The 18,504-nt window shown below is 66.4% G+C and carries 16 protein-coding genes and 1 tRNA gene; 8 read left to right on the plus strand and 9 right to left on the minus strand.

What is annotated here, in order from left to right; genetic code table 11:
• Positions 1-6: 6 nt before the first annotated feature.
• Positions 7-2,949, minus strand: coding sequence for a calcium-binding protein (locus I6N89_RS25735; protein ID WP_207016628.1), 2,943 nt, complete (start codon positions 2,947-2,949; stop codon positions 7-9).
• Positions 2,950-3,286: 337 nt separating this feature from the next.
• On the opposite strand from I6N89_RS25735, the gene I6N89_RS02465 reads away from it, so the two are divergent.
• Complete coding sequence (locus I6N89_RS02465) at positions 3,287-4,855, plus strand: 2-isopropylmalate synthase (RefSeq protein WP_207016629.1); 1,569 nt, start codon at positions 3,287-3,289, stop codon at positions 4,853-4,855.
• Between the two features lie 51 nt (positions 4,856-4,906).
• On the opposite strand, the gene I6N89_RS02470 is transcribed toward I6N89_RS02465, so the two are convergent.
• Positions 4,907-5,989 carry a hypothetical protein gene (locus I6N89_RS02470; protein ID WP_207016630.1) on the minus strand — a complete coding sequence of 361 codons (1,083 nt, stop codon included), beginning with the start codon at positions 5,987-5,989 and terminating at the stop codon, positions 4,907-4,909.
• Between the two features lie 383 nt (positions 5,990-6,372).
• Here I6N89_RS02470 and I6N89_RS02475 point away from each other — a divergent pair, with 383 nt between their 5' ends.
• The gene (locus tag I6N89_RS02475; RefSeq protein WP_207016631.1) at positions 6,373-7,287 is read left to right on the plus strand and encodes a glycosyltransferase; all 915 of its coding nucleotides are present in this window, start codon (positions 6,373-6,375) and stop codon (positions 7,285-7,287) included.
• A 10-nt stretch (positions 7,288-7,297) separates the two neighbouring features.
• Here I6N89_RS02475 and I6N89_RS02480 read toward each other — a convergent pair whose 3' ends face one another.
• Entirely contained in the window at positions 7,298-8,284 is a 987-nt protein-coding gene (locus I6N89_RS02480; RefSeq protein WP_207016632.1) for a 2-hydroxyacid dehydrogenase, read from the minus strand.
• 105 nt (positions 8,285-8,389) lie between these two features.
• Here I6N89_RS02480 and I6N89_RS02485 point away from each other — a divergent pair, with 105 nt between their 5' ends.
• Positions 8,390-8,890 (plus strand): SH3 domain-containing protein, encoded by a 501-nt coding sequence (locus I6N89_RS02485; RefSeq protein WP_207016633.1) that lies wholly within the window; start codon positions 8,390-8,392, stop codon positions 8,888-8,890.
• Positions 8,891-8,953: 63 nt separating this feature from the next.
• Here I6N89_RS02485 and I6N89_RS02490 read toward each other — a convergent pair whose 3' ends face one another.
• The 5 genes from I6N89_RS02490 to I6N89_RS02510 all read right to left on the minus strand — a co-directional run bounded on the left by I6N89_RS02490 (position 8,954) and on the right by I6N89_RS02510 (position 14,369).
• Positions 8,954-10,018 carry a Hint domain-containing protein gene (locus tag I6N89_RS02490; protein ID WP_207016634.1) on the minus strand — a complete coding sequence of 355 codons (1,065 nt, stop codon included), beginning with the start codon at positions 10,016-10,018 and terminating at the stop codon, positions 8,954-8,956.
• A gap of 453 nt (positions 10,019-10,471) precedes the next feature.
• A tRNA-Thr gene (locus I6N89_RS02495) sits at positions 10,472-10,547 on the minus strand.
• Between the two features lie 45 nt (positions 10,548-10,592).
• Complete coding sequence (locus I6N89_RS02500; protein ID WP_207016635.1) at positions 10,593-12,137, minus strand: heme biosynthesis protein HemY; 1,545 nt, start codon at positions 12,135-12,137, stop codon at positions 10,593-10,595.
• 10 nt (positions 12,138-12,147) lie between these two features.
• The gene (locus I6N89_RS02505; protein WP_207016636.1) at positions 12,148-13,578 is read right to left on the minus strand and encodes a COG4223 family protein; all 1,431 of its coding nucleotides are present in this window, start codon (positions 13,576-13,578) and stop codon (positions 12,148-12,150) included.
• 44 nt (positions 13,579-13,622) lie between these two features.
• Positions 13,623-14,369, minus strand: a complete 747-nt coding sequence (locus I6N89_RS02510) for a uroporphyrinogen-III synthase (protein WP_207016637.1) — start codon at positions 14,367-14,369, stop codon at positions 13,623-13,625.
• Between the two features lie 72 nt (positions 14,370-14,441).
• Between I6N89_RS02510 and tsaD the strand changes: the two genes are divergently transcribed.
• The 4 genes from tsaD to I6N89_RS02530 are packed head-to-tail and all read left to right on the plus strand — an operon-like array spanning position 14,442 to position 17,171.
• A complete protein-coding gene (gene tsaD / locus I6N89_RS02515; protein WP_207016638.1) occupies positions 14,442-15,521 on the plus strand; it encodes a tRNA (adenosine(37)-N6)-threonylcarbamoyltransferase complex transferase subunit TsaD in 1,080 nt (359 codons plus the stop codon).
• On the plus strand, positions 15,518-16,480 hold the full coding sequence (locus I6N89_RS02520; RefSeq protein WP_207016639.1) for an NAD(P)H-dependent glycerol-3-phosphate dehydrogenase: 963 nt from the start codon (positions 15,518-15,520) through the stop codon (positions 16,478-16,480). Before tsaD ends, I6N89_RS02520 begins: the two co-directional genes overlap by 4 nt.
• A gap of 2 nt (positions 16,481-16,482) precedes the next feature.
• Positions 16,483-16,752: a YciI family protein gene (locus I6N89_RS02525; protein ID WP_207016640.1), complete on the plus strand. Its 270-nt coding sequence runs from the start codon at positions 16,483-16,485 to the stop codon at positions 16,750-16,752.
• Complete coding sequence (locus I6N89_RS02530; RefSeq protein WP_207016641.1) at positions 16,752-17,171, plus strand: EVE domain-containing protein; 420 nt, start codon at positions 16,752-16,754, stop codon at positions 17,169-17,171. The genes I6N89_RS02525 and I6N89_RS02530 overlap by 1 nt, the downstream gene beginning before the upstream one ends.
• Before the next feature lie 249 nt (positions 17,172-17,420).
• Here I6N89_RS02530 and I6N89_RS02535 read toward each other — a convergent pair whose 3' ends face one another.
• On the minus strand, positions 17,421-17,762 hold the full coding sequence (locus tag I6N89_RS02535) for a DUF2853 family protein (RefSeq protein WP_207016642.1): 342 nt from the start codon (positions 17,760-17,762) through the stop codon (positions 17,421-17,423).
• 288 nt (positions 17,763-18,050) lie between these two features.
• Here I6N89_RS02535 and I6N89_RS02540 point away from each other — a divergent pair, with 288 nt between their 5' ends.
• Positions 18,051-18,488, plus strand: coding sequence for a universal stress protein (locus I6N89_RS02540; protein WP_207016643.1), 438 nt, complete (start codon positions 18,051-18,053; stop codon positions 18,486-18,488).
• Positions 18,489-18,504 lie beyond the last annotated feature (16 nt).

Raw genomic sequence — 18,504 nt, forward strand, 5'->3', positions numbered from 1 at the left:
CGTCTTTCAGAGCCCCGCCGTCGGTACGGTTTCCTGCGGCGCGGCGGTGAAACTCAGAGCCTCGATCGACACAAGCGTCACCGCGCCCTCCGGCCCGGTGGCGACCAGCCTGTCGCCCTCGCGCGCAAAGCGGTAGTCCTCGCGCGCACCGGGCAGAACCGCCCGGTCCTGCCCCGGTCCGCCATGCAGCCGGTCGCCGCCACCGCCGGTCAACACATCGTCGCCGGCGCCACCCAGCAGGATATCCTCCTCCGGCGTGCCTTCCAGCGTATCGCCGCCGCTTCCGCCGCGCCGCAGCACGCCATTGGCAAAACCCGCCGCGTCGCGCGCCTCCCAACCCGAGGGCGCGGTGGCGTTGTAGGTCATCAGCATGTCCCAGCGCGGGTTGGAATCGTCGAGATGCCGCAGCGCGCCCCAGCTGCCCCATTTGCTCGCCGGGGCGACATCGACAAAGGCGTTGAAGAGCGTGCCGCCGGCATCGACCCAGCCGGTCAGCAGCTCTTCGTAAAGCTTGGCCATCTCCGGCGTGTAGTTGAAATAACGGAAGAACCCGGTGAGCCGCTCGTCCTCGACCCGGGCGGCCTGCGCGGTGACATGGGTGCCGCCCTCATACATCACCAGCCGCAGCCCCGCCGCCTCCGCCGCCGCGGCGTGATAAGGCAGCACCTCGCCGATCAGCTCCTTGAGCGAGCCCTCCTGAAGCGCCATCGCGACCGGCGCCACCGCCGCCTCGTAGCGCCGTTCCCTGACGAATTCGCGCAGAGCCACCCGTTGCAGCCCCTGCGCCTCGCCCTCGGCGCGGGCCTGATCCTCGGCACGGGAGAGCCAGCCGTCGATCTGCGGCGCCATCTCTTCGCCGCCGAGCTCATAGCCGAAATAGCCGGCGACCGCGTAGGCATCGAAATCCTCCTGCGGGAAATGGCCGAGCCGGAGATAGGCCAGCGGCGCCATGAGGATGTTTTCCTCCAGCCCCGGCCAGCCGGTATGGGTGGCAACGACGCGGACCAGCCTGTCTTGCGTCTGATCACCGAACACGTCGGACCAGATCCGCATGGTCTGGGCGGCGCGCAGCCCGTAGAACTGCATCCAGCCGGCCTCCGACCGGCCCCAGAGCGCATCCGCCTGCGCCTCGGCCCAGCCCGCCTGCGGAAAGATGTGGTTCCAGACCTCGTTGGAATATTCCACATAGGCCCTGAGGCGCGGGTCGAGCCCGTCGCGCACGGCCTCGGCAAAGCGGCGGATATAGTCGTCATCGGCCATATGCGGCATGTTGAACCACGGATCGGCGCCGATCTCGTTGGCGAGCGCGATCATCACCTCCAGCGGCACGCCCCAGGCGGTCCAGGTGTAATCGCTCATCCGGGGCCGGTCGTCCCAGCTTTGCACCGGCGAGCCGTTTGTCAGCATCCAGTCCATGAAGCGCAGGCTGCGCAGATCCCGGATGCGCTCGATCCAGAGCGGATTGAAAAGCGCGCCCAGCTCGTAGAGATCGCGCTGATCCTCGCGGATCACCCGGATATTGCGGATCGGATCGTCCGGATCGGTGGCGGAGATCGAGATGCCCACGGCGCCCTCGCCGGGGCTGTAGGCAAATTCCGCCTCGCCCTCGCCATGGCGCACCCGCCGCGCGCGCCCGGTCAGATCGAGATCGCCCTTGCCGTCCCAGAGCACCAGATAGGTGCCGCGCAGGTAATCGGCATCCTCGGGCTGGTCGGTGAGCAGCAGCGCCTCGAGCCGCTCGACCCGCTCGGGGATGCGCAGCGGCCAGCCGTTCTCGTCGAGCACACCCTCGGCGCGCAGTTCCTCGGCGCTGACGCCGCCCCATTGGCCGGGCAGGTGGCCCGTCCATTCGCGCGCGGTCTTCATCACGTCGATGAAGGGCTGTTGGGTCGACCAGTCGCTGATGCCGTTCAGTCCCATGCCGAGCGCCGGCAGCGCCTGAACCGGCGCCCCGGGCTCGGGCAGCGCCACCTGCCCGCGCGGCGGCAGCGGTGTGTCTGGGGCCACTTCGGCGGTCTGCACCGGGGCGGGGGCGGCGGCCTCCTGAAAGATGTCCGACTTAGAGATTTCTTCCCAGATCAGGGAGGAGAGATTGGGATAGGCCGCCGCCACCTCCGGGTTCAGCGTGTCGGGCGGGTCGTAACTTTCGGGCGGCGGCGCCTCGTAGATCGCCGCATAGGTGATCATCGCGGCGAGGAAATAGAGCGTAGGCGTGCCATGCGGCGAGGAATCCACATAAAGCGCCTCGACCGGCAGCTCTGCCAGCGGCCCGCCCTCGCCAAGCATCTGCGACAGCAGCCGCGCCACCGGGATCAGCCGCAGATCGGCCCCGGGGCTGGCCTCGCGCAGATCGCCGAGCAGGGTCTCGTACCAGTCGTGATACTCGCCGCGATTGAAATCGTGATAGCGCCGCAATGCGCGGTTCGACGGCGGAAAGCGGTTCGAGACCCCCGCCATGTCGGCCCAGCCCTCGTAGAGATAGACCGGCGTGCCCGGCGCGCGGCTCTGCACCCAGTCGACCAGTGTCCGGGTGGCGCCCAGAGGGCTCTCGCCGGTGGGGTTCTCTCCCTCATAGGGGGCTTCGGGCGGCTGGTACTGGATGAAATTCGCCGGCGTGATCAGAACCGCGTCGATCCCGGCATCGCCGAAGGCGCCGCGCCCGGGATCCCAGGCGCTCGTCACCCCGGGGAAGGACCAGTTGGGCCGGGGCGGCAGGCTTTCGGCGAATCCGCGCAGAAAGCCCCACTGCCCGTCGAGCGCAAGGCGCCGCCCATCGGCGCGCGCCATCTCGGCCATCCAGTGCGGCACATTGGAATGTGGCTCTTCGCCCAGATAATGCACCAGGCTGTTGCCGAAGACATAGAGGCTGGCCTCGTCCCGCCCCTGCGCCACCGCCATCAGCGGCACCACGATTGCCAGACACGCGGCGCGCAATACCCGTCCAAACAAACCCTGCTCTCCCCTTGTCACATGCCCCGCGTTCAATATGGACCAGCCGCCCCGGCGCTCAAGCCCCGTCTCGGGCGCGCTGCGCCGCAGCGTCACTTTCCGCGGGAATTCGCGCATTTTGCGGGTTTTCATTTACCTTTTTGCGCGTATAGTCCGCCGCATGATGACCCGTGGCCATATCGCTTTTGCTGCCCGCGCCCTTGGCGCGCTGCTTGCGCTTGGCCTGTCTCTTCTCCTAACCCGCCTCTGAGCGCGCACACCCGGCGCGACCGCTCAGAGGAGGACCGTTTCGCGCCGGCGAAACCTCAGGACGAAGACCTTACAGAGATTCAGAGACATGACCGACCAAGCCCAAGACCGCGTGTATATTTTCGACACGACGCTTCGCGACGGCGAACAATCGCCCGGCGCCACCATGACCCATGACGAAAAGCTCGAGATCGCCGAGCTGCTCGAGGATATGGGCGTCGACATCATCGAGGCGGGCTTCCCCATCGCCTCCGAGGGTGACTTCAAGGCGGTGAAAGATATCGCCGAGCGCAGCAAGGAGACGGTGATCTGCGGCCTCGCCCGCGCCCAGATCCCCGATATCGACCGCTGCTGGGAGGCGGTGAAACACGCGCCGCGCCCGCGCATCCACACCTTTATCGGCACCTCGCCGCTTCACCGCGCTATTCCCAACCTCACCATGGACGAGATGGCCGACCGCATCCACGAGACGGTGACCCACGCCCGCAACCTCTGCGACAATGTGCAATGGTCGCCGATGGATGCGACGCGGACCGAGTGGGATTACCTCTGCCGCGTGGTCGAGATCGCCATCAAGGCCGGCGCCACCACGATCAACATCCCCGACACGGTGGGCTATACCGCGCCGCGCGAAAGCGCCGACCTCATCAAGCGGCTGATCGAAGCGGTGCCCGGCGCCGACGAGATCATCTTTGCGACACACTGCCACAACGACCTCGGCATGGCGACGGCGAACGCGCTGGCCGCCGTCGAGGGCGGCGCGCGGCAGATCGAATGCACGATCAACGGGCTCGGCGAGCGGGCGGGCAACACCGCGCTCGAAGAGGTCGTCATGGCGCTCAAGACGCGCGGCGACATCATGCCGTTCTTTACCGAGATCGACACGAAAAAGATCATGCATATCTCGCGCCGTGTCTCGACGGTGTCGGGCTTCCCGGTGCAGTTCAACAAGGCCATCGTCGGCAAGAACGCCTTTGCGCATGAGAGCGGCATCCACCAGGACGGCATGCTCAAGAACGCCGAAACCTTCGAGATCATGCGCCCCGAGGATGTCGGCCTCTCGGCCACCAACCTCGTGATGGGCAAGCATTCGGGCCGCGCCGCGCTGCGCGCGAAGCTCAAGGATCTCGGCGTCGATGTGGGCGACAACCAGCTCAAGGACATCTTCGTGCGGTTCAAGGAGCTCGCCGACCGCAAGAAGGAGGTCTACGACGAGGACATCCTCGCGCTGGTCACCGCCACCATGGCGGGCGAGCAGGCAAACCATCTCGAAATCGTCTCGCTCAAGGTGATCTGCGGCACCGGCGGCCCCGCCGAGGCGGTCCTGGAGATGGAAGTTGGCGGCCAGGAGATGAGCGCCGACGAATTCGGCGACGGCCCGGTGGACGCGACCTTCAAGGCGGTGCGCAAGCTGTATCCCAACAAGGCGCGGCTCCAGCTTTATCAGGTGAACGCGGTGACCGAGGGCACCGACGCGCAGGCCACGGTGTCGGTGCGTCTGGAAGAGGACGGCAAGATCGCCACCGGCCAGTCGGCGGATACCGACACGGTGGTCGCTTCGGCCCGCGCCTATGTGAATGCGCTCAACCGCCTGCATGTGCGCCGCAGCAAGACCGGCGGCGACGTGAAGGAAATCAGCTACAAGGATGTCGGCTGAAACCGGACTGCCCGCGCGTGCCGTGATCTCGGCGCGCGCGGGGAATTGCGCTCAGACCGGCAGATCGCCCGGATCCGGCGCTATGGCCTGATGGTCGAGGTCGAGCGACGCGGTTTCCAGGGCGGCTGCATCGTCGGCATGATATGGAGTATGTGCAAGAGCGTGACCGTCCAGCGGGTTGCCGGTCGTGACCGGTTCCGGCAGGTCAGCCGATGTCGGAATTCCCGCCATCGGCGCACGCTCTTCAACGGATCGGAACTGAAAGCTGTCCGAGGCCTCGTCTTCGAAAATACCCAGGGTCTGCATGGCCATATGCCCGGTATCCGGCTGGATTGCCTCGCTGTTCGCCGCCTGGGTATGCAGCGACGGTGCGCCACCATAGGCCATGTCCTGCGTATCGACGCCGGTGTCTATTCCGTGCAACAGCCGATCGGTCGCGCTAAGCGGATAGGGTGCACCGGAGGTCAGGGTGGCAAAGGCATTGCCCGCCATATCCCCGCCGACCACAAATGGCACGCCCTTGACCACGGTCACCATCATCGGACCATCGAGATTCACTCCGAGTGCGGCGCTGTCCGTGTCGAAAAAGCTTGCCTCGGTCGGTAGTCGCCAGACCGGCAGGTCGATGCCATTCTCACCGGCGTTTTCCAGGAAATCCTCCTCGAAATCCTCAGTAATCTCCAGCTCGACGAAATGACCGAGGCTGACCGCTGCATTGCGCAGGTTGCGGACGCTGCCGTCGCCTTCAAATTTCATCGAGGACAGGCCCGCCATCCGGCGCCCGGTAAAGAGCAGGTCGCCGAAAGACGCCTCCGCGACCGCGTCGCGGAGATCGGCTCCATCCATCGTGGACCAGCCGGCGATACCCATGGGAGTCGCCGCGAAACCCGGATCCGGCGCGGCTATATCGCCATATTGCCCGACCATCCACGCGGCCTGCGCTTGCATGTCGATAAGGGCGAGATGCTGTTCCTGCGTCATACTCCCGGTCAAAGCCGCTCCGACGGAAAGGCCATAAGTCTGGATCGAACCGGTCTCTGAGACGGGAAACCCGTCATTCTCTGCCTCGGCGACACCGGATGCCGCCTGGTTCGCGTGCCGATCCGCACGCAGCTCATTATTATTGTCGCTCACTGTGACACACCCACATTTTCAGCACAAAAGACAGTACGTTGCCGCAGGATGCGGCGGCGGGGTGTCGGGCTGCCGGATGAAAAAGCGGCTCTTCGGTGGCATCTACCGAGGCTTTTCGGAAAAACCATCCGGCTTGTCATGCAGGGGCCGGGCGCAAGAACGGGCTTGCCGAAACGGGGCACCGGGAGGATGATGCGGTTTACGGAGCGTTGCGCGGCGTCCCCGGCGCTGAACAGGCACGTTTCCGCCACGGATTGAATGACGAACGGGCACGGCATGATTTACGTCGCCGGCAAAGAGGTATTAACAGGGCCCTGCGCAAGCCCGTCCGGCTTCCGGGCGGCGCGGAGAAAGCAACACGCCAGTCTTTGGCCGGGGCAATCATGACGCAGATCACGATCTTGATGGGAACGCGCAATGGCGAGGCGCATCTGGGCGAGCAGCTTGCGTCAATTGCCCGGCAGAGCCACCGTGACTGGCAGCTCTGGGTCGGCGACGACGGTTCGACCGACGGAACGCGCGCGATGCTCGCCACCTTTTCCCGGTCGGTTCCGCAAACGGTGCGGGTGTTCGACGGGCCGCGCCGTGGGGTGGCGGGGAATTTCCTGTCGCTGCTCTGTCATCCCGAACTGCCCGAGGGACATGTCGCCTTCTGCGATCAGGACGATATCTGGTTTCCGCACCGGCTGCGCCGCGCGCTCGACCATCTGGAAAGGGCCGGCCCGACTCCCGCGCTCTATTGCTCGCGCACCGAGGTCGGCGAGGTGCCGGAGAAACCGCTCGGCACCTCGCCGCTCTGGCCGCGCCCGCCCTCGTTTCGCAATGCGCTTATCCAGACGGTGGCGGGCGGCAACACGATGGTGATGTCGCCCTCTGCCGCTGCCTTGACCCGCGCCGCCGGTACCGAGCCGCTGCCCGCTTTCCATGACTGGTGGTTTTATCAGCTCATCGCGGGCGCGGGCGGTGCCATTCTTTATGACCGGCAGCCGACCCTGTTCTACCGGCAGCACCATCATCAGCAGCTCGGCCGGAACCGAGGGCTTGTCGCCCGCTATGCCAGGTTCGGCACGATCTGGGAGGGAAAATATCACCACTGGATCACCCGCAACCTCGTGGCGCTCCAGCGCAACCAGCACCTGCTGACCGAGGAAAACCGCGCCATTCTCAGGGATTTTGCGGCGCTGCGCCGGCGCAAGGGGGTTGGGGTGCTCGCGGGTTGGCAGAAGCTGGGGCTGCACCGGCAGGGGCGGCTGGAAACCGCGCTCATGGCCGGGGCCGCCGCGCTCGGGCGGATCTGACCGCCCGCGCTTACAGCATCGCCGGCAAGACCTGATCCGGCGGGCGGTGACCGTCGGCAAAGGTCTTGACGTTCAGCAGCACCTTTTCGCCCATCTCGATCCGGCCCTCGATCGTGGCAGACCCCATATGCGGCAGCATCACCACATTGGACATGTTCACCAGATCGGGATTGCCCTTGATACCGTGCTGATAGACGTCGAGCCCGGCGCCCGCGATCTCGCCCGCCTTCAGCATCCGCGTCAGCGCGCTCTCGTCGATCACCTCGCCGCGCGACGTGTTGACGATCACGGCGGAGGGCTTCAGCAACCGCAGCCGCCGCGCGTTGAGCAGATGGAATGTCGAGGGCGTGTGCGGGCAGTTCACCGAGATGACGTCCATCCGCGCGACCATCTGGTCGAGGCTTTCCCACCAGGTCGCCTCAAGCGCCTCTTCGGTCTCGGGGCGCAGACGGCGGCGGTTGTGGTAATGGATCTGCATGCCGAAGGACTGTGCGCGTTTCGCCACCGCCTGGCCGATGCGGCCCATGCCGAGAATGCCCAGCCGCTTGCCGCCCAGCCGGGTGCCGAGAAAAGCGGTGGGCGCCCAGCCCTGCCATTCGCCGGCCTGCATCACCAGCAGACCCTCCTGGATCCGCCGCGTCACGGCCAGCATCAGCGCCATCACCATATCGGCAGTGTCGTCTGTCATTACCCCGGGCGTGTTCGAGACGAGGATGCCACGCCGCCGGGCTGTTTCAACGTCGATATGGTCGATCCCGGCACCGTAATTCGCGATGAGCTTCAGCCGCTCGCCCGCCTGGCCGATCAGGCCCGCGTCGATCTGGTCGGTGATCGTGGGCACCAGCACGTCGGCATCCGCCATGGCCTCGGCCAGCTGGGCACGGGTCATCGGCGTGTCGTCCTCGCGCAGGGTCACGTCGAACAGCTCGCTGAGCCGGGTTTCGACCGCTTCCGGCAAGCGTCGCGTCACGACAACACTCAGGCGTTTCTGAGGCATGGCGCGCCTTCCCTCCCTTTCCATCGCTCGTCCTGAATGGCACAGTGTCTTATGAGCGTGCGGGGCACAAGAACCCCGCGGAAAAAACGCGGGCAGGACATCGAAATGAGGAAATCCGCTTTGATCGCGGGGCTGGTTGCGGCCCTTCTGGCGGGCGACGCTTGGGGCGCCACCGACGAGCGCGGGCCGGTCACCAACCTGCCGCTTCCGCGCTATGTTTCGCTCAAGGCCGCCGAGGGCAATGTCCGCCGCGGCCCTTCTCTTACCCACCGTATCGACTGGATCTACAAGCGCCGCGACATGCCGCTGGAGATCATCGCCGAGCATGGCCATTGGCGCCGGGTGCGCGATGCCGACGGCGCCGGCGGCTGGGTGCATTATTCGCTGCTCTCGGGGGTGCGCACGGTGCTGGTCGAGCAGGATATGCTGGAGCTGCACAGCCGCGCCGGCGACGGCATGCCGGTGACCGCCAAGCTGGCGCTCGGCGTGATTGCGCGTCTGGGCGATTGCAGTGCCGACTGGTGCGAGCTGAGCGCCGGGGGCTATGACGGCTGGGCCCGCAAGACCGCGCTCTGGGGCGTGGCCCCCGACGAAATCCGCGAATAACGCGACACCGCCGGCCCGCGTAGGGTGGGCAATTCTGCCCACCGCCCGGCTCTTTTGGCGGCCTCAGGCCGCCTCGTGCATCAGGATCGCCGCTTCCGAGGCCGACAGGTTGCGCCGGGCATAGCCGCCATAGCTGTGCGGATCGTCCTTGATCCGCGGCATCATGCGCAGAAGCCGGGCGCGGTCGTGCGCGCTGATCGTAGAGAGCGCCGTGTTCGATGGGTGAAAGCTCTCCGAGCCGACGCCATTGGCGAACAGCACCTCATGGCGCGGCAACATCAGGTGGATATAGGTCACCTCGCGTACAGTCACATCGCGCTGCACCGTCTCGCCATTGACCAGATCCCTGGCGGCGATCAGCACCTCTGGGGTGTTGAACAGCGCCTGCGCAACCGGCCCGGTGAGCAGCATGCGGTGTTCCGGAGAGACGAGGAAATCCGCATCCGGGCGGTCGAGACCCAGCGCCCCGGCGCGAAACCGGATCGGCCGCAGCATCGGCATCGCAAAGAGCCGCGCGCCGCTCATCCGGCGGCTGCCGATCCATTGCACCTCCTGCGCGCCATTGTCCCGGGTCTGTACCCTGTCGCCCTCGCGCAGCGTTTCCACCGGAACCGGCCCAGTGGGGGTGAGGATGCTGGTGCCCGGTGTGAAACAGATCACGCCGCCCGTCTGTTCCGCGTTCGCATGCTTCACCGAGGGCGACAGGCTGGCATGTACCACCCATAGATCGACGCCCGCGGGCGGTATCTCGTCGAGGAACATCAGCAGCGGCCGCGCCGCGCCATCGACATCGATCACCGTGACGGTATAGCTCTGTGCCCCGTCGGTCGCCACGAAGGTGGTGTCCGACATCGGATGCGCTGCATCGACCTCGTCGAGCTGCGTCGTGTTTTTTACCGCTGCGCCGATCAGTCGCCGCACCATATGCGCGGCCCGCATGCGGAGATTCGTTTCGCCATCACCCTGTTGCAGCTCAAGCAGCCTCGAAGGGCCGTCCACGCGAACGGCCTCGCCGCGCCACGACCATGCCACCCCCGCATGAAGAGAGGACAGAGGTGCGGCCTCAAGCCCATCAATACTCGTCTGCGACCAGGAAATGACGAACGTGCCCCGAAAGCCCGTTCTCATGTGCCCGAATACCCTACTCGTTTTTTATTATGATCAACCTTCTACCAGACGTCGCAAAATCTGCCTAGCGGAGGAGGCGGAATTCCGCCCTGACGAGGCATCGGTGACGGAAATGTTGCAGTGATAGCACAAGGTTAACAGATCGTATACCTTTTGACCGGCGAAGGTTCAACTCTGCGAAGATAGGCCGTGCCAGAGGTGCAATCACAAGCTGTCAGGTATGGCACCGCCCGCAGAGGAGCGCCCGTTGCGGGCGATGCATCCGGCCGTGACGCGTTGGCTTGCATCGGCGGAGGCTGTCGGTCGATAGAGCGGCGGCAGCGTACAGCGCCAACGGAAAAAGCACAGGTGCCGGATCCGTTGCAGATGGATCTTATCGCCTGCGCCGAGAACAATACAGTTCAGAAGGGCGAAACGCCGCGATAACCGTATGAGATCATTGTCTGATCTTAGTGGTGCCGGTGAAGGGACTCGAACCCCCGACCCCATCATTACGAATGACGTGCTCTACCAGCTGAGCTACACCGGCACTGGTGGGCGGCCTCTTAGCACCGGGGCCGCCCGTAGGAAAGGGCTATTTTGCCCCCTCTTTCGCAGGTTCGTCCGCGACCTCCTCGGCATCTTCCACCGGCGGCTCCGTGGCCTCGGCAGCGGCCTCTCCCGCCTCGGTCGGCGGGTTGGGGTCGAGCACCTCGGGGGCGGCTTCGGCTTCCCGGGCCGCGGCCTCCTCTTCGGATTTGTCCTCGATGGCGCCGACGATCAGCGGCAGCATCTCGGCGCCCGGAGGGGCGGCATCCGATTGCGGCGGCACGGTCCAGCTCAGCGTGTCGAAGCCGCCGCAATTGTCACAGACCGGCATCCATTCGCCGTGGATCTGGTGGCAGTTGTCGCAGACCCATTGCGGGCCGCGCGGCGCCACCAGCGCCTTGGCCAGCCAGCCGCGCACCTCGGCCTCGCCGGCGCCCTCGCCGCGGGCAATCGCCGCCATGACGGTCAGCACTCGCGCATCGGGCTCTTTCTCGACCAGATCGCCCACCGCGCGGCGCGCCTCGGGGAAATCCTCTGCCGCAAGCGCCAGCTCGGCGCGCAGCAGCCGCGTTTCGCGGTGATCGGGCTTGATCGAGGTCAGCGTGCGGAAGCGCTTGAGCCGCTCCACCGGGGTTTCCTCCGGCGCGATCTCGGCAAAGGCGGCGGCAAGATCGGGATGCGGCTGCACGCTCCAGGCCTTTTTCAGCAGGCGCACCGCCAGCTTGGGCCGCTGCTGCGCGATATAGGAGCGCGCCGCCATCGACGCCGCCGGGATCAGATCCGGCGAGCCCTTGGCCGAGGCGATGGCCGCCTCGCGCGCCTCGATGGGCTTGTCCTCGGCGAGGATGTCCTTGGCCTGGCTCAGCGCCAGCACCGCGTCGCGCCGCTTGTAGACATCGCGGGGCAGGGCGCCATGCTTGAGCTTGGCCGAGAGCGTCTGACGCGCGCCGCGCCAGTCGTGTTTCTCGGCCTGGAGCCGCAGCAGCGTGTCCTGGATCTCGGGATGTTTGGGCTTCAGCGCAAAGGCCCGCTCGGCGAGTTTCAGCGCCGTCTCGGTGTCGCCCCTGGCGAGCTTCTGCTTCATCATGCCCCGGATGCCGACAAAGCGCGTCTCGTCATTGGTGATGAGCCGCTTGTAGACCTCTTCGGCCTTGCGGGTGTCGCCGGTCATCTCGGCGGCCTGCGCGGTCAGCAGGTTGGTGAGCGCGGGCTTGTGCAGATAGCGGTCGGCCTTCTGCGCCTTGGCCATGGCCAGCTTGCCCTCGCCCGAGGCCAGCGCCAGCAGCCCTTCGGAGAGCGCCTGATAGCCCTTGCGCTCGCGGTTGCGGTCGAAGTAGCGCGACAGCGCCGTGTCGTCGCCATTGATGAATTTCAGCACCGCGATCAGCAGCGAGACCAGCTTGAACACCACATAGAGCAGGACGATCAGCACGATGACGCCGATCACCGATTGCAGCGGTCCGAGGTTGAACTCGTAGCCGCCGGCGGTGATCTGGATGCCGCCGGAGCTTTCCATGATGTAGCCGGCGCCAAGGGTCAGGGCCGCCACCACGGCGACGAAGAGAGTGATCTTCAGAAGTGACCAAAGCATGTTGCGACCCTTATTCCTTGTTCAAATCCTGCGCCACGGCCTCGGCCGCGGCAACAGCGTCACGCCGGGCGGTGGCCGCGGCGATCCAGTCCGAAAGCGGTGCCTTCGCCTGATCCGGCAGGGCCTCCAGCTCGGACAGAGTCTGACCGAGATCGCCGCCACGCAGCGCCGCCTCGGCCCGCGACAGCACCGCGTCGGGGCTGTCGCCCTCGCGCGCGGTGACCGAGCGCGCGCCAAGCTGATCGGCGAGGAAGGTGGCGAAACGGCCCGTGCCGCTCTCCTCCTGCGCCTCGCTCCGCCGGGCCGCCGAAAGCGCCTCGCGGGCGGCGGGCGGGTAGGCTTCGGTCAGCGCGGCGAGCGTCGGCACGCCATCGGCGGCGGGGGCGCTCAATGCTTCGGGGATCGCCGTGCCGTTCGCCTCGATCTCGGCCAGCGCATCGGCATAGGGCGCCCCGTCGGTCAGCGCCGACATCACGGTGGAGAGCGCCGCGCGGGCCTGCGACAGCGCGGCCTGATCCTCGGCGTTGGATTCGGCCTCCAGCGCCTGGCGGGTCATTTCCTCGACCTCCTGGCGCTGCGTGGCAATGGCCTCGCGGACGCTTTCCAGCTCGCGCTCATAGGCGGCGATGGCCTCGGGCGGCACGGTTTCGGCCACCGGGCGTTTCTCCATCTCTTCGAGCCGGGTGTCGAGCGTGCCGATCCGGCCAGACAGTCCCTCAATCTCGCCCGCAACGCTGTCGAGCCGCGCGCCGAGATCGGAGACCGAGCTTTCCAGCCCAGACAGGTCGACGCCAGCGACCGCGTCATTCGCCGCCTGGACGGAGCCCTTCAGCGCCTCGATCTCGCTGGCCTGACTGTCGAGCGCCGCCTGTGTGTCGGCCTCGAACGTGTCCTCCTCGGCGGTGCTCAGGAACGGCAGCGTGCCACTCTGATAGGCGGAGACGCCATAGCCGAGTGCGGCGGCGACCACGCCGCCCAGCAGCATCGGGAAAAAGCCGCCCTTGCGCTCGACCACCTTCTCCTGAACCACAGGCGCGGGGGGCGGCGCCGGTTCCGCCGCTGCGGGTTCCGGATCGGGGTCAGGCCGGGCCTCCTCGGTCTCTTCGTCGAGCGCCACCGCCTCGCCGACCGAATGGATCTGGCCGTCCTCTTCGGGGGTGTCGGCGACCTCTTCGGTCTGGCCCGTCGCTTCGGCGCTTTCGGCCTTTGCCTCCTCGTCGGCATCATCCGGCGTCTCGTCCGCAGCCGTCTCGTCGGGCTCGTCTTCCGCGACCGTATCCTCGCTGGCCTCTTCGCTGGTATCCGGGGCGTCGGTCTCGCCCTCTTCGGTCACCACCGCGTCCGGCACCGTCTCCGGTGTCAGCTCGGTCTCGGGGCTCTTCGCCGCGTCCGTCTCGGCGTTGTCCTCGGTGCCGTCCACTGGCTTTTTCTCGTCGGCCACGCTCCACCCTTTCAAATTCTTGCCCGGCACGCTGCCGTGCCTGTCTAACCTTTCACAGACCCGTGAGGCTGCACAAGCGCCCCGCTGTCTCTGAGTAAACCAATCACGACCGCGCGCATATGCGCCGCGTCCGGTCGCGCTGGAATTTCCAATCGAGTCACATATAGCGCCTCTAGCGCCGCTGACACATCCCCGCTCATCGCTGCGACGATAAGCGGCGCGCGGCCCGGCGGTGCCTTGGCAAACTGGGCTGCGCTGCGCGCCGAGAAAAGGGGAAGAATCACAGGGGTCTCGCCATCGAGCGCCGCTTTCGCCTCTGCGCTCAATTCCTGTGCAGGCTGATCGTAGATCACCGCCTCGCGCGTCGCCACACCCGTCTGGCACAGCCGCTCGGCCACCTGCCCGCGCGAATGGGTGCCGCGCAGATGCAGCAGCGGGCCCTCCGGTGCCTCCGCCGCGATCATCGCGACCAGATCGCCGGCATTGCCGCCGGCGCTTTTCGGCGCAAACCCGGCCTCTGCCGCCGCGCGCGCCGTCGTCTCGCCCACGGTGTAACAGCGCGGCAGCACCGGCCCGCCAAGCGCACGATAGGCGCGCACGCCATTGGCGGAGGTAAAGATCGCGCCCCGGATGCCGGCCATCTCCGGCAGCGGCCCGGTGGTCTCGATGCCAATGAGCGGGCTGATCACCGTTCCGAAGCCCGTGATGCCCTGCGCCTCGATCTCCGCCAGAAACCGCCGCGACGCCGGCTCGGGGCGGGTCAGCAGCAGGATCGGCGGGGGCGGGGCCATGGACGCTCCGGGATTGTGGGGTGATTGCGCAGGTGGTAGCTGCATGGGGAACGCTTTGCAACGGACGTGCCGATGCCGGATCCCCTCATCCTCGGGCTGGAAAGCAGCTGCGACGACACCGCCGCCGCGGTTCTGCGCGGGCGCGAGATCCTGTCCTCGGTGGTCATGGGCCAGACCGAGCTGCACGCGGCTTTCGGCGGCGTGGTGCCCGAGATCGCCGCCCGCGCCCATGCGGAAAAGCTCGACCTCGCGGTGGAGGAGGCTGTGTCGCGCGCCGGCGTCACGCTGGCCGATCTCGACGCGGTGGCGGTAACTGCCGGGCCGGGGCTGATCGGCGGGGTGCTGTCGGGCGTGATGCTGGCCAAGGGGCTGGCGACGGGGCTGGGCAAGCCGCTGGTGGGGGTGAACCACCTTGCCGGCCACGCGCTGACGCCGCGCCTCACCGATGGGCTGGTCTATCCCTATCTGATGCTGCTGGTCTCCGGCGGGCATTGCCAGTTCCTGATCGCGCGCGGGCCGCAGGAGTTCACCCGGCTCGGCGGCACCATCGACGACGCGCCGGGCGAGGCCTTCGACAAGACCGCGCGGCTTTTGGGCCTGCCGCAGCCGGGCGGGCCATCGGTCGAAGAAGCCTCGAAAGAGGCCGATGAGACCCGTTTCGCCTTTCCCCGCCCGCTGCTCGACCGCCCCGGCTGCGATCTGAGCTTTTCCGGTCTGAAAACTGCGCTTCTGCGCACCCGCGACAAGCTGGTGGCCGAACAGGGCGGGCTGCACGAGGCCGACCGCGCCGATCTCTGCGCCGGGTTCCAGGCCGCCGTGCGTGACGTGCTGCGCGAGAAAACCCGCCGCGCTCTGGCGCTCTATCTCGCCGAAAGCCCCGCCGTGCCCGCCTTTGCCATCGCCGGCGGCGTCGCCGCGAACAAGGCGATCCGGGCGGCGTTAGAGACGCTTTGCGCGGAAGTCGGCGTGCGCTTCACCGCCCCGCCGCTGGCGCTCTGCACCGACAATGCCGCGATGATCGCCTATGCCGGGTCCGAGCTGCTGGCGGCGGGCGAGACCGCCGACATGACGCTCGCCGCCCGCCCGCGCTGGCCGCTCGACCGCGCCGCCGCCCCTTTGCTCGGTTCGGGCAAGAAGGGGGCCAAGGCATGAGCGTCGCCATCCTCGGCGCCGGCGCCTTCGGCACCGCTCTGGCCGTCGCGCTGGCCTCTGCCGGGCAGACCGTGACGCTCTGGGGCCGCAATGCCGAGACCATGGCGCGGATGCGCGACACCCGCGAGGCGCCGCGCTTGCCGGGCATCGTTTTGCCGCCCGAAATCATGATCTCCGCCGATCTAGAGACGGTTTCGCGGGCGCAGACCCTGCTGCTCGCCGTTCCCATGCAGACGCTCTCCGCGCTGCTGCACGACATCTCAGCACCACTGAACGGGCAGCGCCTTGTCGCCTGCTGCAAGGGCATCGACCTAGGCACCGGCACCGGCCCCTCGCATGTGATCGCTGAAGCGAAACCGCAGGCAGTGCCCGCCGTGCTCACCGGCCCCAGCTTTGCCGCCGATATCGCGCGCGGACTGCCGACCGCGCTGACGCTCGCTTGCGCCGATGCCGGGATCGGGCACGCGTTGCAGCATCAGCTTTCCACGCCATCCCTGCGGCTTTACCGCAGCACCGATGTCGCCGGGGCCGAGCTTGGCGGCGCGCTGAAAAACGTTATGGCCATCGCCTGCGGCGCCTGCATCGGTGCGGGCCTTGGCGACAGTGCCCGCGCCGCGCTGATGACGCGCGGCTTTGCCGAGATGACCCGCTTTGCGGTGCATTACGGCGCGCAGCCGGAAACGCTGGCCGGGCTCTCGGGGCTCGGGGATCTGGCGCTGACCTGCACGTCGGAACTGTCGCGCAACTACCGCTTCGGCCAGTCGCTGGGACGCGGCGAAAGCTTTGACGCCACTGTCACCGTCGAAGGCGCCGCCACCGCCCGCGCGGTCACCGCGATTGCGCAGACAGAGTTTCTCTCCCTGCCCGTCTCCACCGCCGTCGCCGCGCTGGTCGAACAGCGCGCCACGGTGGCCGAGGTGTTGCAGGATCTGCTTTCACGACCACTCAAGGAGGAATAACCATGCTCGTCGCTCTTATCGCCAAGGACAAACCCGGCGCCCTTCAGATCCGCAAGGACACTCGCGAGGAACATCTCGCCTATATCAAGGCGACCGGCGTCGTGTCGCAGGCCGGCCCACTTCTGGACGATGCCGGCGAAATGGCCGGCAGTCTGGTAGTCCTCGACGTGGCCGATATGGACGCGGCCCAGGGCTGGGCGGAAAACGATCCCTATGCCAAGGCCGGGCTCTTTGAGAGCGTCGAGCTGGCGGCGTGGAAGAAGGTCGTCTGATGGCCTATTGGCTGTTCAAATCCGAACCCTCGACCTGGTCCTGGCAGGACCAGGTGGCCAAAGGCGATGCGGGCGAGGAATGGGACGGCGTCCGCAACTACCAGGCGCGGAACTTCATGCGTCAGATGGCGGTGGGCGACCGGGGGTTCTTTTATCACTCGCAAACCGAAAAATCGGTGGTCGGCATCGTCGAGGTGATCGCCGAGGCGCATCCCGACAGCAAGGCCGACGATCCGCGCTGGGAATGCGTGGACATCAAGGCGATGATGCCGGTGAAGACGCCGGTGACGCTGGACCGGATCAAATCCGAGCCGCGCCTGTCGGAGATGGCGTTGGTGCGCAGCGCACGCCTCTCGGTGCAGCCGGTGACCGAAGAGGAATGGCGTATCGTCTGCGAAATGGCGGGGGTCGATCCCTGACGCCGTGCGGCAGAGCCGGCAGACTATTGCATCTCAGGATTGGAGGGGCCCGGCCTGTGCCGGACCCCGTTCTCACCCCATCGCTGCTCCCACACAGCACACGGTTCGATCCGGTTCCGGCCGTTCTGGCCATCCACCCTTTATAGGCCTGCGATCCACGCCGCGCAAAAGAGAAATCCCTAAAAGGCCATGCCAAAAAAGAAACGCCCGGTTAATCCCAGGCGTTTTCAATCGTTTCGACAATTCCGTTCAGACGTAGATCGATTCTTTGCCGAAATGCTTCACCAGCATGTAATACACCACGGCGCGGTATTTATTGCGCTCGGAGCGGCCATAGGTTTCGATCACCGAATTGATCGCATCCATCAGCTCTGGCCCATCCGCGAGGCCCAGCTTTTTCATCAGGAAGTTGGTCTTGACCGTTTCGAGCTCGCCCTCCTGCGTGGCGGCGACGGTCGACGCGTCGTCATTGTAGATCGCTGGGCCGCAGCCGATGGTCACCTTGGTCAGCAGGTCCATGTCCGGTTCCATGCCACACTTGCCGCTCAGATCCTCGGCGTATTTCGCGATCAGCTCGTCTCTCTTGCCCATTTGTCCGTTCTCCCAATTCCCGCAGGCAGGCGCCCGCACCGTTGCCACGCAGGTGTCCATCCCCCGCGATCACAGGCACTTTACCGCCGCAGTTCAGGATAAAAAGAGCTAATTCTCTCCATTTTTTCGCCGACCAGAGCAAAACCCGCGACCGAAACGGCCAATTTCAGCCGAATTTACAAAATTTTCGTGACAGCCCCGCAGGGCATCGCGGAGCATTGGTGCATTCCTCGGGCATCAATCCTGCCTGCGGAATGGTTAGGAACAATAATAACGGGGACAGTCCAGATGAGTTCAGAGACATTCGTCGTTGCGTATGAAGGCGACCCGGAAGATCCCGGTGTGCTCGATTACGCCATCGCGCGCGCCAAGGCGGAGGGGGCGAGATTGCTGCTCGTCCATATCCTCGAATGGTCGCCATACTCCTTTCTTACGCCGCAGGAGCTGGAAGAACGGCACGGCCGCCGGAAACAGGAACTGGCCCGCGCCAACGAAACGGTCATGGCACCCGCGCTCGCCAAATGCGAGGCGGAAGGCGTCACCGCCGACGGGCTGATCCGCTACGGCCAGGTGGTCGAGCTGATCGTGGAAGAGACCAAGAAGGCCGGCGCCTCGGTGATCTTCGTGGGCCGCTCCGGCGCCAATGCCATGGCGGCGCGGGTGTTCGGCTCGGTGCCTCTGGGGCTTGCCCAGATCGCCCCCGTCCCCACCGTCATCGTCCCCTGAGCGTAGGAGAGTACCG

The sequence above is a fragment of the Salipiger abyssi genome (assembly GCF_017311415.1).
In the GTDB taxonomy this organism is placed as follows: Bacteria; Pseudomonadota; Alphaproteobacteria; order Rhodobacterales; family Rhodobacteraceae; genus Salipiger; species Salipiger abyssi_A.